General features: G+C 47.2%; 16 protein-coding genes and 1 tRNA gene. 13 read left to right on the top strand and 4 right to left on the bottom strand.

Annotated features, from left to right (window positions below; translation table 11 throughout):
* Positions 1 to 37 precede the first annotated feature (37 nt).
* The 5 genes from NNX04_RS07665 to NNX04_RS07645 all read left to right on the top strand — a co-directional run bounded on the left by NNX04_RS07665 (position 38) and on the right by NNX04_RS07645 (position 4,798).
* Positions 38 to 460, top strand: coding sequence for a VOC family protein (locus tag NNX04_RS07665; RefSeq protein WP_261948034.1), 423 nt, complete (start codon positions 38 to 40; stop codon positions 458 to 460).
* A gap of 97 nt (positions 461 to 557) precedes the next feature.
* A complete protein-coding gene (locus NNX04_RS07660; RefSeq protein ID WP_007642858.1) occupies positions 558 to 806 on the top strand; it encodes a hypothetical protein in 249 nt (82 codons plus the stop codon).
* Between the two features lie 100 nt (positions 807 to 906).
* Positions 907 to 3,030, top strand: a complete 2,124-nt coding sequence (locus NNX04_RS07655; protein WP_261948033.1) for a TPR end-of-group domain-containing protein — start codon at positions 907 to 909, stop codon at positions 3,028 to 3,030.
* A gap of 65 nt (positions 3,031 to 3,095) precedes the next feature.
* The gene (gene gltX, locus NNX04_RS07650) at positions 3,096 to 4,610 is read left to right on the top strand and encodes a glutamate--tRNA ligase (protein ID WP_261948032.1); all 1,515 of its coding nucleotides are present in this window, start codon (positions 3,096 to 3,098) and stop codon (positions 4,608 to 4,610) included.
* Between the two features lie 112 nt (positions 4,611 to 4,722).
* A tRNA-Ala gene (locus NNX04_RS07645) sits at positions 4,723 to 4,798 on the top strand.
* A gap of 150 nt (positions 4,799 to 4,948) precedes the next feature.
* Here the strand turns inward: NNX04_RS07645 and NNX04_RS07640 are convergent.
* The 4 genes from NNX04_RS07640 to NNX04_RS07625 all read right to left on the bottom strand — a co-directional run bounded on the left by NNX04_RS07640 (position 4,949) and on the right by NNX04_RS07625 (position 8,639).
* Positions 4,949 to 5,911: a tyrosine-type recombinase/integrase gene (locus NNX04_RS07640; protein WP_151031954.1), complete on the bottom strand. Its 963-nt coding sequence runs from the start codon at positions 5,909 to 5,911 to the stop codon at positions 4,949 to 4,951.
* A gap of 153 nt (positions 5,912 to 6,064) precedes the next feature.
* Positions 6,065 to 7,897 carry a MobH family relaxase gene (gene mobH / locus NNX04_RS07635; RefSeq protein ID WP_261948031.1) on the bottom strand — a complete coding sequence of 611 codons (1,833 nt, stop codon included), beginning with the start codon at positions 7,895 to 7,897 and terminating at the stop codon, positions 6,065 to 6,067.
* Positions 7,894 to 8,298, bottom strand: coding sequence for a hypothetical protein (locus NNX04_RS07630; protein WP_151031952.1), 405 nt, complete (start codon positions 8,296 to 8,298; stop codon positions 7,894 to 7,896). The genes mobH and NNX04_RS07630 overlap by 4 nt, the downstream gene beginning before the upstream one ends.
* Positions 8,299 to 8,384: 86 nt before the next feature.
* The gene (locus tag NNX04_RS07625; RefSeq protein ID WP_225319069.1) at positions 8,385 to 8,639 is read right to left on the bottom strand and encodes a hypothetical protein; all 255 of its coding nucleotides are present in this window, start codon (positions 8,637 to 8,639) and stop codon (positions 8,385 to 8,387) included.
* Here NNX04_RS07625 and traD point away from each other — a divergent pair.
* The 8 genes from traD to NNX04_RS07585 all read left to right on the top strand — a co-directional run bounded on the left by traD (position 8,638) and on the right by NNX04_RS07585 (position 14,540).
* Positions 8,638 to 10,701 carry a type IV conjugative transfer system coupling protein TraD gene (gene traD, locus NNX04_RS07620; RefSeq protein ID WP_255482027.1) on the top strand — a complete coding sequence of 688 codons (2,064 nt, stop codon included), beginning with the start codon at positions 8,638 to 8,640 and terminating at the stop codon, positions 10,699 to 10,701. The two genes, NNX04_RS07625 and traD, sit on opposite strands and share 2 nt — an antisense overlap.
* 89 nt (positions 10,702 to 10,790) lie before the next feature.
* The gene (locus NNX04_RS07615) at positions 10,791 to 11,399 is read left to right on the top strand and encodes a DUF4400 domain-containing protein (RefSeq protein ID WP_261948030.1); all 609 of its coding nucleotides are present in this window, start codon (positions 10,791 to 10,793) and stop codon (positions 11,397 to 11,399) included.
* 26 nt (positions 11,400 to 11,425) lie between these two features.
* Complete coding sequence (locus NNX04_RS07610) at positions 11,426 to 12,112, top strand: hypothetical protein (RefSeq protein ID WP_151031949.1); 687 nt, start codon at positions 11,426 to 11,428, stop codon at positions 12,110 to 12,112.
* Complete coding sequence (locus NNX04_RS07605) at positions 12,109 to 12,888, top strand: hypothetical protein (RefSeq protein ID WP_261948029.1); 780 nt, start codon at positions 12,109 to 12,111, stop codon at positions 12,886 to 12,888. Before NNX04_RS07610 ends, NNX04_RS07605 begins: the two co-directional genes overlap by 4 nt.
* Complete coding sequence (locus NNX04_RS07600) at positions 12,885 to 13,502, top strand: transglycosylase SLT domain-containing protein (RefSeq protein WP_261948028.1); 618 nt, start codon at positions 12,885 to 12,887, stop codon at positions 13,500 to 13,502. Before NNX04_RS07605 ends, NNX04_RS07600 begins: the two co-directional genes overlap by 4 nt.
* Positions 13,499 to 13,999, top strand: a complete 501-nt coding sequence (locus NNX04_RS07595) for a PFL_4695 family integrating conjugative element protein (protein WP_261948027.1) — start codon at positions 13,499 to 13,501, stop codon at positions 13,997 to 13,999. The genes NNX04_RS07600 and NNX04_RS07595 overlap by 4 nt, the downstream gene beginning before the upstream one ends.
* Positions 13,996 to 14,310, top strand: coding sequence for an RAQPRD family integrative conjugative element protein (locus tag NNX04_RS07590; RefSeq protein WP_261948026.1), 315 nt, complete (start codon positions 13,996 to 13,998; stop codon positions 14,308 to 14,310). The genes NNX04_RS07595 and NNX04_RS07590 overlap by 4 nt, the downstream gene beginning before the upstream one ends.
* A complete protein-coding gene (locus tag NNX04_RS07585) occupies positions 14,307 to 14,540 on the top strand; it encodes a hypothetical protein (protein ID WP_261948025.1) in 234 nt (77 codons plus the stop codon). The genes NNX04_RS07590 and NNX04_RS07585 overlap by 4 nt, the downstream gene beginning before the upstream one ends.
* Positions 14,541 to 14,555: the final 15 nt, after the last annotated feature.

The following is a 14,555-nucleotide window of genomic DNA, read 5'->3' as shown; positions in this document are numbered from 1 at the left end:
GGTAAGTTGTTTTCACCCTAAATCACGGAGAGAGATCATGAGTACTGAGAACCCCAGCATCATTTCGCATCTATCCATAGGCACTAACGATTACGAAAGCGCACGCGCGTTTTACGATGCAGTGCTGCCATCACTCGGCATTCAGGTGATTATGGAGCACCCCGGCGCTGTCGCTTATGGGCGACTCTACCCCGAGTTTTGGGTGCAACTGCCACACGACGGCAAACCCGCCACCGTCGGCAACGGCTTCCATATGGGGTTTATCGCCCAAACCAAACAACAAGTGCACGATTTTTACGATGCAGCCATCGCCGCAGGCGCCACTTGCGATGGCCCACCCGGCCCGCGCCCGCTGTACGGTGAACCCTATTACGGCTGTTTCGTGCGCGACCTGGAAGGCCACAAAATTGAAGCCGCGTTTTGGGGTGAGGCGCTTGCAGAAATACTCGCGGGTAATTAATTTTTTGCAGGTGTGATTTTCCGCGATAAATATTTGCACGCATGATCAATAATGTAGCGAGCCGAGTTACATCACCAAACAAGGCAGCGCCATTCGCATGGATTGGAAACCGCGCGCGCCCGAACACTACGCACTCTATTTCAATTGCAAAACCACACTCGCCGAAACCTTTGAAGCACTTTACGGTAATTTATTTTGCTATGAAGGGAATAGGGCGATCATCTTTGCCCGCCTTGAACTCGTTCCCGTTAAACAGCTAAAACACTGCATCAGTCTCGCCTTGCAGTACCATCGCCTTAAACATTTGCCTCTGCTTGGTTTCAACAGCAATTTGAAACTTTGTTAACCCGAAGCCCCGTACAGTCCCCTATAATGCGCCCCATCAATGGATTACCTAAGGTCGGGTGTAAAAAATGAGATCAATTTATAAATGGGGAGCGGTATGTATGTTGGGCTTTTTAATCAATTCAGTATTGGCAGATCCTGCAGAAGAATATCCCCGGCTTTCGGCAAACGAGTCGACATCACAGGATTATGAGATCGTCAAATTGATTGACGGTCCTATCGATGCGCTTTACCAAATTAATAACCAATCCCTGTTTATTGCGCAGAGTAATCATGACCTATGGAAGATCAATGCCGCTGGAGAGGTGATAGACCATTTCAGTACCAGCGATTTATATTCATCTGGACTGATATTGGAGGAAGAAGGGTTTATAGATTGGGTTTTTACCAGAGACAAACAGCAAAAAAACTACGGAGAAAAGATTGATGCTTCCGGTTATTCCGAGCAGCAATTGCTGGATGCATTTAACGATGCTGAGATAGTGGAATTTCTAGACAAGAATGACCAAGGCTCGGCCTATCTCTATCAAAACGGGAAGGTAAATTTATTAGATATCTCAAACCAGCGCGAGAAAATTACTGATCTGGTTTATATGTCTCACAACATTCGACGTGAATATAATATTCATCAGGATGAAACCGAAATCAACGGCAATCGCTTCGAGAACTATAATAAAAAACCGCCGTTATTTGCATTTATCAAATCGCAGTCATCCTTGCCTCGTTATGCAGCAATCACAGGTTACGAAAAAATTGCCTATCACCGGCCATATAGCATTGCAAATACTTTGCTCGAAAACATTTTAGGTGCAATATTTGTAAGCAATCACCGAACTAGAGAGTTTGGCTATGAAGTTGGTTATAGCCATATGGAACTGAAAATCAAAGACCAAGTTTTAAAGTTTTCGGTTTTAAGCGACGAGCAATATAGCTCGGGGCGAAGCCACGACATAAACTGGTTAGATCCGGATTCGGCTGATCCAACGGGATTAAAATTTATGGCGGTGAATTACCGTCGAAAGAACCTGGCAGAGCTTAACGAAAGAAGTTTGCTCCCCTATTATGAAAATGACATCGGGCTTTATGTGTTGCGGGCGAAAACCCCGCATAATCAATTTGCACAGACGGCGTGGCAATTAAGTTATAGCGGCCTGTATTCCTATAATCCGATTTGGGGTTATTTGAAGTTTGTACAAACCGATTTGGCTCCCGCTTACTATTGGTTTCGCAAAAGCCGGCCTCTCCCGTCCTCCGCAATAATGGGTGATTATGGGCGCCGTGCCGATATCGTAAGTCCTATCTTAAAAGCATTGCCAAAATCATTGACCTTCAATTGGGTGGATTTTAAAGATCGCAGCTTCCGTTTGGTAATCAACAGCCGCGATGCATTGTTTTATAATCCTGAAGATACTCTGGTGGCAGTAAAGCTGGAATTTGATTCTGCTGAAATGGAGCAGGCATTCCAGAAACTTGAGAAAATGCCGGGACTTAGCCAGTTAACTTTGCACATGGTTGAAAAGCCTTACGGGGCCGAACTAAAGGTGTACTTACAAAATTCAAGCACACAAGTTCCCTTGAAAAAGTTTCACTTCGATTATCAAGAGCAAGCCTACACGCCGAAGTCCCCCCATCTAACGCAAAGTGATGGTCAACTTGAGTTGTTTGCTGCATATGAGGATTCATTACTTACGTCTGAACCCAACGATTTTTTAGAGAAAACCCAAGAGTTAATTGAGAAAGGGGAGTTATCGCAGTTCGCCCCTCAGGTGAGTTATTACTTCGCACAGTTGAGTTATCAGTTCAGTATTAATAATGCATTAGATGAAAATACTGTGTTGATGGATTTTTATTTCGAAAAAATACACTCGCTGATTAATTACAATCAACGGGAGGAATTGCAACACAAGAATCTTATAGTGTTTGCATCACAAGTCATCTATACAGGGTCAAATACAAATAACCCTGTGTTAACAGAAAAGGCAATCAATACATTCGTGGAGCAGGATTTTGATTTGGAGAAGGAAACTGATCGTGCCTTTTTATTTAATGTTGCCTGCTACTACGCCCGCAATCATGTCAAGGACCGAATGTTAAAAATTATTAACAGGGCAATAGCCTTGGGGCGAGATCCGCAGACTTTTTTAAAAGACAGCGACTTTTCGCATTATTGGCAAGATACGGATTTCCTTGATGCGCTCAAACCGGTGGCCGTGACTGCTCCCTGATACGGTTGTATTCACGTATAATGCGCGCCTTTTCCCCTTTATCGATTCGCACAAAAGGCCGTTTCATGTCTGAAGTCCGCACCCGTATTGCCCCATCGCCCACCGGCGACCCCCACGTAGGCACCGCCTATATTGCTCTGTTCAACCTGTGTTTTGCCCGTCAACACGGTGGCAAATTCCTGTTGCGCATTGAAGATACCGACCAAACCCGCAGCACCCCTGAATCCGAACAAGCGATTCTGGACAGCCTGCGCTGGCTGGGTTTGGAGTGGGACGAAGGCCCGGACGTGGGCGGCCCGCACGGCCCGTATCGCCAAAGCGAGCGGATGGATATCTACGGTAAATACGCGTTTGAACTGGTCGAGAAAGGCCATGCCTTTTATTGCTTCGCGACTGCGGAAGAGTTGGACGAAATGCGCCGCGAACAACAAGCGCGCGGTGAAACGCCCAAGTACGACGGCCGTGGTTTGCTGCTCTCGCAAGCAGAAGTGCAAGCGAAACTCGATGCAGGCGAGCCTTACGTGATCCGCATGAAAATCCCGGAAGAGGGCGTGTGTGAAATCGACGATATGCTGCGCGGCAAGATCGAAATCGAATGGTCACAAGTGGATATGCAAGTGCTGCTCAAAGGCGACGGCATGCCCACCTATCACCTCGCCAACGTGGTGGACGATCACCTGATGCAAATCACCCACGTGATTCGCGGCGAAGAGTGGATCAACTCCGCGCCCAAGCATTTAAAACTCTACGAATATTTCGGTTGGCAAGCGCCCGTGTTGTGCCATTTGCCGCTGCTGCGCAACCCGGATAAATCCAAACTCAGCAAACGCAAAAACCCCACCAGCATTCTTTATTACAAGCGCATGGGTTATTTGCCAGAAGCCATGCTCAACTACCTCGGCCGCATGGGCTGGTCAATGCCGGACGAGCGCGAGAAATTCACCCTCGCCGAAATGCAGGAACACTTTGATCTGCTGCGCGTGTCCTTAGGCGGCCCGATTTTCGATGTGGAAAAACTCAACTGGCTCAGCAGCCTATGGATTCGCGAGAACTTCACCGTCGAACAACTCGCCGAGCGTTTGCACGGCTGGGCGCTCAACCAAGAAACCTTGCTGCAAGCACTGCCACACGCCCAATCGCGCATGACCACCCTGAGCGATTTCGCCCCACTGGCCGGCTTTTTAGTCAGTGGCATGATGCCGGTGAACGAAGCGAGTTTCGCGGGCAATAAGCTGGATATCGAAAAGCAAAAAGAATATCTGCAATTCGCCCTCTGGCGCTTGGAAGCCCTGCGCACCTGGGAGCGCGACAACCTGTTTGCCGAACTCAAACTGCTTGCGGATCAAATGGGCATCAAGATCAAAGACGCCCTCGCGCCGGTCTTCGTCGCCATCGCAGGCACCACCGCGAGCTTCTCGGTAGTGGACTCCATGCAGATCATCGGCCCCGACATGAGCCGCGCCCGCATCCGCCACGCAATCAACGCCTTGGGTGGCTTCGGTAAAAACAAACAGAAAGACTTGGAGAAAATCTTCGACAAGTTAGGCACAGCCCAAGAGGAGCCAGCGGTTAATAGTTAACCGCTTGATTTCCCAATAAAAAACCGGAGTACAAGCCCAAAACTTTTGCTTGACACTCCGGAACCGGCTGCATAAAATGCGCGCCACTCAGAGACAGGATGTCGAAGATTCTGGGGCTATAGCTCAGCTGGGAGAGCGCAACACTGGCAGTGTTGAGGTCAGCGGTTCGATCCCGCTTAGCTCCACCAATCACTACCGGACTGCTTAGATGCAGTCTCTGTTACAAAATGAAGAGGAAACTTGAGGCAATGCTCTCAGTTTAGCCACGAAACTTAGGGGTTAGTCGCGCAGCAATGCGCGAATAACTCTATGAGTTTCGTGTATTTTTCTTTGTTTTGTCAAGCAATCCGTATTTTCTGGCTTGACCCTTCTTGTTTTCTTCCCAATTTGCTCAATCGATTTACAACCTTCCCAAGGTGATGGACTCGGGGTTGGACATAGATCCTGGTTGTTTTTAAGTCCGTGTGTCCCAGCAATTGTTGCACCGCAAAAACATCTGGCGGAGAGTCATCCTCAGGATTACAAAGCGCAGTGGCAAAGGTGTGCCTAAATCGATGCGCGCCTACGCGGATATCAAACTTTTTGCTTAGTCGCTTGAAATAGCCTGTAATTGACTCAGGTAGCATTCGTCCATGACTATCTTTTTTGAAGCGCGGAAATAGCTCAAATGCCCTAAAAAGATAATCGCGTCGAGCGAGTTTTTTACCTCTGCGTAGTTCGGTTTTTCGAATCAACCGAAGCAAAGTTTCTTTTAGCTCACTATGCATCGGCACAGTCCATTCTCGGCGCGTCTTCGAGCCCTGATAACTCAAGCGAATTGTCTCCCGGTTAAAATCGATATCGTCCAAGCGCAGATTGACTAGTTGTCGTCGTCGCATGCCTGTGTAATAGAGGCATCGAAGAACAGCGGCCCAAAACCACCCCGTTTGGTAAAGGTCTTCTTCCAGCATCAGGGCATAGTCCAATGTGCCAATATCCTCCAGCTCAATTGTTTTAGGAGGGATTGTGCCTACTGGAATTAGCTTTAATTCTTCAAAAGGGTTGGTTGTTAGATAGCCAACTTCTACACCATAGCTGCCAATTAGCCGCAGGTATTTGAGATAGCCGTTGTAGGTGACAGGTTGAACCACTTTTAACGATTCGTTTTTGAATCGCATCAGTGCCAGGCGATTGATATCGGCGGTCTTTAATACCGCAGATCGCTTCGTGAACAGTTTTGCAATGGTCAGCACTTGTTGTTGGGTGTATGAGTTAACCAGCCTCATACCCGCATATTCTGCTGCTAAGTCTAAAAACATCATATTTCTTCACTCCGTGATGCAATAAATCCGTATGCGCTACCGCATACCTAGGTGTTCATTTAGGCGGCGCAATCTTACCCAGTTGCATTCCTAATGCAGCTTTCACCGCCAAATGGTGTGATCTTTGTCTCATAATATTTGGGAATAAGTCATTTATTGGCCATGGTCACCTCCGAGGTTTTTCTTGATGTATTTGTTGGGTTTGGGAATGGGGTAGTCGTTTTCGTAAATGACATTGAACGGCAGTAACCAGCCATTAATCTTCGTGGCTCGGTTTGTAGAACTCACCCAGTAGGGGTGAATATTCAGGTCATTAAAACGGATATTTTTACGAAGATTGGCGAAACGTCTGCTCAAATTTTTATGCTTTTCTTCAGGGATGTCGTGCAATCGTAAAAACGTTTTGAATATGGCTGGAGCCAATAGGAGGATGCCTTCCTCGACAATATGAACCTCTGCTACCGGGTTATTGATGAGGATAGTTTTTTCGAGTAAGCCTCGCTGCAGCCATGACAGGAATTTTTGCGCGGTATCCGGCGCTTCAAATTCCAGATTTTTGATAATACTGACCGAGGTTTTTACCGGCCCTGCATTCTCCTGAGTGTCTGCAACAGTATCCGAAGCGGTGGCAGTTTCCTGAATGACTTCGTCATTCCCCGTCGATGATTCAGTTTCCAAAACGGTGCTATCAGTTGCCTCATTGATCGTGTCTTGCGTTGAAATGGTTGAGGCAGTTTCCTGGTCGCTGCCAGCGTCCTGAATGTATTCCGCAGTTTCTCCGTCTCCCTCAGTAGCCATGCTCTGCAGTGGCTGTCCATTCTCTTGCGGCGCAGATTCGGTAACTGATTTTGCAGGTTCTTGTGATCCAGGTTCCTGAATGCGGATAACACCGTCCAGTGGTTTTAATTCGCGTGAAGAAGGGATGAGTCGGCGCGATTCAAATTTCAGGCAGGTGAATTGGTGATGGTACGTTTCAGTTTCCACAGCGATAGTCCAGATCGCTTTACCGTCGTCCGTTGATAATGCGTATCCATGTTCCTGAAGGATGTCGTAGACACGTACAGGATCCTGAGGCAAATTTTTCAGCCCGAGAGAATTGCACTCCTGGATTAACTTTTCAGCGAGCGATCGGCATACCAAATACAGATGGCCATGTTCATCAACCCAGCCCATCCCGCCATTGGTATTGATACGAATGGCACCGTCCTGTATCCACTGCCGTAACAATTTCAGGTAGCGCTCGATGGCAGGAATAACGTTACTGAAACGATGATCCGGAGGAACCTGGAGATTCTTGGCCGTAGACTCCCGGTCTGCATACTCAATAATTTGTCCAATGGTTCCTGACTCAAATTTGTCTCCCCATAACCATGCGGTCAGCTCTGCCATGATATGCGGTGCTTCAATCAGCCAGGCTCTACCTGAGCGTGGCAGCAGGTTCCAGTGAATTAATGCAAGATGTTCGTGGTATCGATAGGGCGTTTTGCGAAATTCAATTCGATAACCTTGCAGTGGTACGCGCACATTGTCTTTATCGACGAGCGTGGTTAGTGGGCCGCTGCTGGGTGTCCAGGATAATTCCTTGCCCGATTTATGGATGGCGATCAGACGGGTGTTCGCACTGAGTTTTCCAATGTCGTGGAGTAAGCAACCGACAAATACAGCATACGTCCACAACAAGCGTTGCTTGCCTATATCTGTAAGGCTTCCCCCTAATGGCAATTGATACCCTTTGCGTTTTTTAAGGGCAAGCGTGGCAACATCCAGAGTGTGCTTTAGCAATCCGCCTGGCCCACTGTGGTGATGAGCCTCACTGGCAGGTGCCAGTTGGACAAGTTCAGCGTAATCGTTTAGCGGTTCACCAATCAGGACATTGAAAATGGCAGCGTCAAAACCAGCAATGGTTCGAAGCTCGGAAAAGTGACTATCAATTTTGCAAAGTTCAAATAACTTCGCGGCATTCAAAATCGGTAACAGCTGGCTCAACGTAAATTCTCCCGAGCCCAGCGTTTGATAATGTCAGTCGAGGGGTAGGGGGATGTGCTTTGTTGGATAGTGATATCACTTTCAAAATCCGCACTGCTATTGGTCAGCGGATCCAGATAGCGATGATGGCCTGAGATGTTGCGAAAAAAGCGATACGTCCAACAATTGAGGCTGGACAATCGAATGGCCATCATTTGGCTAAGTGGCAGGCTGGCATCGATGCCAATAGCCTGATGTAGTGAATGGAGTATGTTAAGTATGTCGGCGCTGAAACTTGTTTCATCTTCTGGAAGCTGGCGAAATTTTTGCTCCAAACCCTTTAATGGGCTCGCCCATTCCTTTTTGTCTAACAGTTCGAGAATGATTGAAAGGGAAGTTTCAAAAGAAGTGGATTCAGTCATTACATTTTTGGCCTTTTTGCGGTTTGGTTTTTTAACCCTTTACGGCTTTTTCCCTTTCAGCAGTTAACCCTTCTCATCCTTTAGCCCTAGCGCTTTCGCGCCCGCGCCTCCGGACGATTAAACGAGGAGGAGGCGCGGGCTTTTTTCCTTGGGTAAGCCCCTTGACCCTGCTTGCGCGCTTTGTAAAGGTTTTGCCTTTTGGGTGCAGCAATCAAATTGCACGTGGCGAGTTCGAATTGATAACTGACGATGTTGTTTTGATCGTTATGATTCGCGCCCATGAGCACTAAGCACCCTGTTGAAAATTTATTGCGTCCGGCATATGAAACGATGTCGGCCATGGCATACGGACTTGCTGGCACACTTACATTAGTGTCGCCGGCGGTGCTTATGGGTGCGTTGAGCACACCATCACTGACGTATGGAATTGCGGCAGGATTATTTGCGCGTTGTGGCCAGCGCTTTTTGCAAGCGCGAAAATTGTTGAAGTACCAATACGAAATGCACGTACTGCCGGGATTCACCATCGACAGTAATGACATTCCGATTTCAAAAGAAAATTTATATTTAGGTCTGGGATTTGAATGGACAGCGCGGCATACGCAGCGCCGTGTTGATTTTGATCGACAGGAATTTGATTGGCATCGTTACCGTCACCAAACATGGCAATACAAAGCAGCACGCACTTTGGAAAAAGTATTGCGTCGTTCGGCGATCACTGCATGGATGGCATGGGCAAGTTCAACGCAAGCCTGGTATAACCCTGTCGCTCCAATTCCTTACGTCGAAGGCAATCCCGAAATTCACGCTGTAGGTTTATGGGAAGGTGAAGTTCCCATTTATGAGCGTCAAGCGGAACGTGTTGCACACACGTTTGTTGTAGGAACGACCCGCGTCGGAAAAACGAGGCTTGCCGAAGTTCTCATAACACAAGATATTCACAACAATGAAATCGTGATTATCTTTGATCCTAAAGGCGATCCTGACTTACTTAAACGAACTTACATTGAAGCGGTTAAAGCGGGTCGTGCACATCAGTTTTATTGTTTCCATCTGGGATATCCAGAAATTTCTGCGCGCTATAACCCTGTCGGTTCATTCAGTCGTATTACTGAACCTGCATCCCGTATCGCAGGGCAATTACCCGGTGAAGGTAACTCGGCGGCATTCCGCGAATTTGCCTGGCGTTATGTGAATGTTATTTCCAAAGCGATCACAGCACTGGGCAAACCAATTTCCTACGAAACCTTGCTGGCCTATGGTTCCGATATCGATCCATTGTTGCTGGAATATTTGTCATTCGTATTTGCACAACCACAATCCGAGAGTGCATTGCATCGCGCAGGATGCGGTGATTGGAATAAAGCCATTAAAGCCATTGCTGAGTCTGATCGCAAACCTTCCGATAAGGCACAAGCATCACGTGATCGTAAGACATGGGCAGCGGTTGAGATTTACAAAGAAGCCAAAATTGTTGATCCGGTTGCGCATGCGCTAATCAAAACCTTCGAATACGAAAAAACATTCTACGACAAACTGGTTGCGTCACTTTTCCCTCTGTTGGAAAAATTAACCTCAGGCCCCACTGCTGAATTGCTTTCACCGAATTACGACGATTTGAATGATCCGCGCCCAATTTTTGATTGGAGCGAAATTATTCGCACCGGTGGAATTGTTTATTGTGGCTTTGATGCATTGACAGATGCAGAAGTTGCACAAGCGGTCAGTAGCTCCATGTTTGCTGACCTCACATCAACAGCGGGTTCAATTTATAAATTTGGCCAAACACAAGGCTTGTCTGCCGAATTAGCTTCACTTCAAACGAAACGCAAAATTTGTATTCACGCTGATGAGTTTAACGAGCTTGTGGGCAAAGAGTTTGTCCCGATGGCGAACAAAGCCGGTGGTGCCGGATTCCAGCTGACGGTTTACACACAAACCTTATCGGATATCAAAGCGCGCTTTGGTGATGATGCGAAAGCAGGCCAAGTTATCGGTAACTTGGGCAACCTGATTATGTTGCGTGTGAAGGAGCATGCAACGGCGGAGTTGCTGACAAAACTATTACCGAATGTCGAAGTAAATCATCTGACGTTGGTGTCGGGTACCTCGGATGACACGAACCCTGATAGCCCGAATGATTTTACCTCCAATACACAACAACGTATTTCCACCAAGGAAATCCCACTGGTTGCTACCGGTGATTTGACGCGCTTACCGAAAGGTCATGCCTACGCGATGCTCGGTGGAAAACTTTATAAGTTGCGTATCCCTCAATTCAAAGCCACTGGCGAATTGCCGGATGATCTTGATTTCTTGTACACCAAAATGCGTGAGACCTACGACAACGGAAGTGCAAATGATGAATGGTTTAACGTTGCTGACATCAAGGTGGCTGCATGACCGTCCAACGCACTGAACGTCCAGCTCGGCCGAAGCGGCCGGGTGTATGGGCTTGGTTAGCGCAAACCACCATAGGCAATGTGTTTCGTTTGGCTGGCTGGTCGTTGGCCGCTATTTGTGTATCGGTGCTTATTGAATGGGTAGGCATGATTAAATTTTGGGAGCCAGACCATTCCCGAAAAATTCTCGAACTGGAAATAACTTATCTTGGTGCGTACAACCGTAATTTTATTACAGGGCTTTATCCCCAAGATGTTGCTACCACTTTTATGGGTTGGGCAGATAAAGCTGTATCCATTTTGCATTTGCGTGAGATTTCAAACTGGTTTGCCGCCGATGTAAGTAGCTTCATGATGATCATTGCTTATGGGCTTGATGCAATGATTAACACGATTTTTATTTTTGCAGTACGTAGTGCGATTTGTGTCAGCGCGATGTCGGGATTTGTGCTGGTGGGACTGGTGTCCTTTATCGATGGTTTGGTGGAGCGCGATATACGCAAAGCGTGTGGAGGAATTGAATCGGCCATGTTGTACCATCGCGCAAAACGAATACTGATACCGATCTTGTTTTTATCTTTTGGTGGTTATCTCACCGCGCCTATTTCAATTCATCCAACACTGGTATTCCTGCCGGTGATGGCGGTATTTGCGATTGCTGTTTTTGTGACGGCAAGAAGTTTCAAGAAATTTTTGTAAGCAACATTATTTATTCAGAGGATGCCATGAACGAGTTGCCAGATGTTCCCGGATTACATGCAGAGCCAGATCAGCGGTCGAGTGATCGTGATGAACGTAGTGTAAAAAAAGAGCGTACCGGTTCATCGCGTACGGCCATCATTGCCAGTGTCGTATTGTCAGTCCTGTTTTCAGGCGTAGTGACGCTCAGTGGCTTGCTTATCGGCAAGCAAGCCATTCTTGAATTATTTGGTGTGTCAGCGGAATCCAAAAAACCGGATCCCTATCTGGTAGCAATTGACGATGTGAAAGGGATGGTACAAATCCTGGCTGATGATGTGGATGCGCTTAAATCAAAGCAATCGGAGCTGCAGGAGTCCATTAATACCGCCAGCTTTACAGCTGAAAGAGCTTCACAACGTTTAACAACGCTCGAGCGCTTTTCATCGGATTTAGAGAAAAAAATTGCAGAGCAGAAAAAAATCCAACAAGTAGCCGCTGCTAAACCTATCGCCAAACCGGTGCCGAAACCAGCGCCTGTTATTCCGGTGGTATTGGTGTCAATCCGTAATATTGCGGGCACTTCTTATGTGTCGCTACGTGACGGTTTGGATGATTCAGATTTGCTGATGCCGGGTGATAGCTGGCGTGGATGGACATTGGTTGCTGCAGATCCATCCAGCAAAACCGCTAGCTTTACTGTGGCAGGCAAGCCACAGGAGCTCCGCCTGTGAGACCGCTATCGGTTAAGCGTTGTGTGATGGCTAGCATCATTTCAGCGGGTGCAATGTTGTACGCGTTTGCCGTATCAGCTCAGCTGCTACCGCAAACGCCTATCGTCTACACACCCACAACGACAACAGAGTCTTTGCTGTCTCGTTACTCACAAATGCATTCCAAGCCAAATGCGTATTGGCAATTGACGGATGAAGAGTGGGCGAAGTATCAGGCATTGAAAGAAAAATCGCCGTGGTCTGTCTGGGAAAATCATGCAACGCCCTTGTCGATGCTTGCCTACTACGCGCCTTCCATCGAAGAAAAACGACGCTATGCGCGTATTGAAGCAGAGCTGGATGTATGGCGTCAGTTTTCCGTAACGGAATTCCAACTCCTGTATGACAAAGAACGCAAAATTGTGCAGGAGCGTTACGTTGAATACATGGAAAAGCGCATGCCCACGTTGGGCACCTTAAGGCCTTATGACAAGTTGAGATTATTTGTCGAGGCGGGTGAATGTAATACCCACTGCCGATCACTGGTTAGTCGGGTATTGAAAACCCAAGCCAAAGTTGATGTGTTTGTGGTGGGTGCCAATGACGATCAAGTGATTTTTAAATGGGCAGAGAGTGCTGGTATTCCAGTTGAGCGTGTAAAAACAAAAGAAGTCACGCTGAACCACGACAATGGATTGTTCAAAATAATTTCAACCAACGGCGTAATGACCGTTCCAAAGCTGCCTGCACTCTTTAAACAAACGGCGGGTGGCGGTAATCAGGTGGTGGCGATATGACACGTCGTTGCATGGTGATTATGTTTCTAGCGGTGAGTTTTATTTCATCGGCTTGTCATGCAGAAATACCTCGTGCCTATCGCATCATTGCAGATCATTATGGTATGCCTGCTGATGTATTTTTTGCAGTCACGCTACAAGAAAGCAGCAAGGCAGGAAATGGAAAGACTTTACCTTGGCCATGGACACTCAACATTGATGAGAAACCATTTTATTTTGATACACGTGAAGAGGCCGAAGCGGCATTAATCAGCGCAATGACACGCGCAGCGCGTGAAGGTCGTGTGGGAAAAGTGGCTGTGGGTTTGGGGCAAATTTACATGCCCTCACATGCCAACAACTTTAAATCACCGCTGCAAGCGTTAGATCCTACTATCAATTTGAATTATGCCGCACGACTGCTGGTAAAGCACTATGTATGGACAGTTGAGCAAGGTGATCCGGATTGGTGGATTGCCGTCGGAAAATACTACAGCCCGGGCAACGGCCCCAAAGGTAAAGCCCAAGCGAAGTCCTATCGCCAATTAGTTTTTAATCGTTGCTTACGTTTTAGTGAGCGTTGTTATGAATACGGCCAGTCCATGCTGCCTGAGCGTGAAGGCGGTGCAGGATGATTCGATTATTACTTTTGGTATGTCTGTTGACGATTGTTTCTCCCTGGGTAATGGCTCAACCGGAAGTCATTGCCGATTTTGGCGGTCGAGAAACTGAATTTCCAAAAAAGTCACAACTCAAGCAGCAATTGCTGGAACGAAAATCATTGGCGAACAACGTAACACTAGTCAAAGCACCGGATCATTTTCCAGTTAGATCGACTTTGACGGTTGGGATTGTTGAATCGATGAAGCATTCCTATCAAGTGACTCGGCCGATATTTATTGTAGGTGTCGATAGCCTGTCTATTGAATGGCTGATTGCCAATAAAGCACACCTGAAAGCCATTGGTGCACAAGGCATAATCACGAATGTATCGTCACAAGAGCAAATGAATTTTTTGCGTGCACGCGCACCGGACTTAACCCTGAGTGCGGTTCCTGTTGATGACATTGCACGCATTTACGGCGTACAGCATTACCCTGTATTGATTGATAAAGAGGATATCAAGCAATGAAAAATATGTTAGCGGTGTTGATGGGTGTTGCACTCATATTCAGTAACTCGGTATTCGCAGAAGTTGATACCACAACAGAGGCGGAAAAGCGTTATTTGATAAAGGTGGCTCAAGAATTAAAACACCTTGATGAGCTGGCGGCGAAAGCAGCTAGCAATGCGGATCCCGATGCGCGAGTAACGCTGGATTATGTTGCATTGCGAAAAGATTTGCAGGAAATGCGTAGAGCGTTGGAGGTGCATTTGCAAAAGCCTTCGCGCAGTCCGCGTCGCATTGATGAATTAGCTTTTGCAGGTCACACCGCGCAATGAATTCTGATGCGAAGGAAGTATTTTTAAGTTATTTCGGTGCAGTCGATAGATTGCATTTGGGGTTGGCCGTAGCGTTGTTTGTACTGGCCGCGTTGGTGTGGATTTATATAACGATTAAAGCCTTCAAGGATCGAAGCGAAGACAATGATGATGAGTTGAGTGTGTTCGGGGTGGTGTTGAGAGGACTGGTGATGCTGCTGTTTCTGGTAGCCATTTTTATGTCTTCTTAAAATCATCGGAGTTAA

This window comes from Cellvibrio sp. QJXJ, assembly GCF_024452345.1.
Classification (GTDB): Bacteria; Pseudomonadota; Gammaproteobacteria; order Pseudomonadales; family Cellvibrionaceae; genus Cellvibrio.
Note: the sequence above shows the minus strand (reverse complement) of the source record. Positions and strands in the feature narration are given on the sequence as shown.

Bases quoted from the DNA above. Each gene is read 5' to 3' on its own strand.
- NNX04_RS07665 (WP_261948034.1), top strand. From the start codon at position 38: ATGAGTACTGAGAACCCCAGCATCATTTCGCATCTATCCATAGGCACT.
- NNX04_RS07660 (WP_007642858.1), top strand. From the start codon at position 558: ATGGATTGGAAACCGCGCGCGCCCGAACACTACGCACTCTATTTCAAT.
- NNX04_RS07655 (WP_261948033.1), top strand. From the start codon at position 907: ATGTTGGGCTTTTTAATCAATTCAGTATTGGCAGATCCTGCAGAAGAA.
- gltX (WP_261948032.1), top strand. From the start codon at position 3,096: ATGTCTGAAGTCCGCACCCGTATTGCCCCATCGCCCACCGGCGACCCC.
- NNX04_RS07640 (WP_151031954.1), bottom strand. From the start codon at position 5,911: ATGATGTTTTTAGACTTAGCAGCAGAATATGCGGGTATGAGGCTGGTT.
- NNX04_RS07630 (WP_151031952.1), bottom strand. From the start codon at position 8,298: ATGACTGAATCCACTTCTTTTGAAACTTCCCTTTCAATCATTCTCGAA.
- traD (WP_255482027.1), top strand. From the start codon at position 8,638: ATGGCATACGGACTTGCTGGCACACTTACATTAGTGTCGCCGGCGGTG.
- NNX04_RS07625 (WP_225319069.1), bottom strand. From the start codon at position 8,639: ATGGCCGACATCGTTTCATATGCCGGACGCAATAAATTTTCAACAGGG.
- NNX04_RS07610 (WP_151031949.1), top strand. From the start codon at position 11,426: ATGAACGAGTTGCCAGATGTTCCCGGATTACATGCAGAGCCAGATCAG.
- NNX04_RS07600 (WP_261948028.1), top strand. From the start codon at position 12,885: ATGACACGTCGTTGCATGGTGATTATGTTTCTAGCGGTGAGTTTTATT.
- NNX04_RS07595 (WP_261948027.1), top strand. From the start codon at position 13,499: ATGATTCGATTATTACTTTTGGTATGTCTGTTGACGATTGTTTCTCCC.
- NNX04_RS07590 (WP_261948026.1), top strand. From the start codon at position 13,996: ATGAAAAATATGTTAGCGGTGTTGATGGGTGTTGCACTCATATTCAGT.
- NNX04_RS07585 (WP_261948025.1), top strand. From the start codon at position 14,307: ATGAATTCTGATGCGAAGGAAGTATTTTTAAGTTATTTCGGTGCAGTC.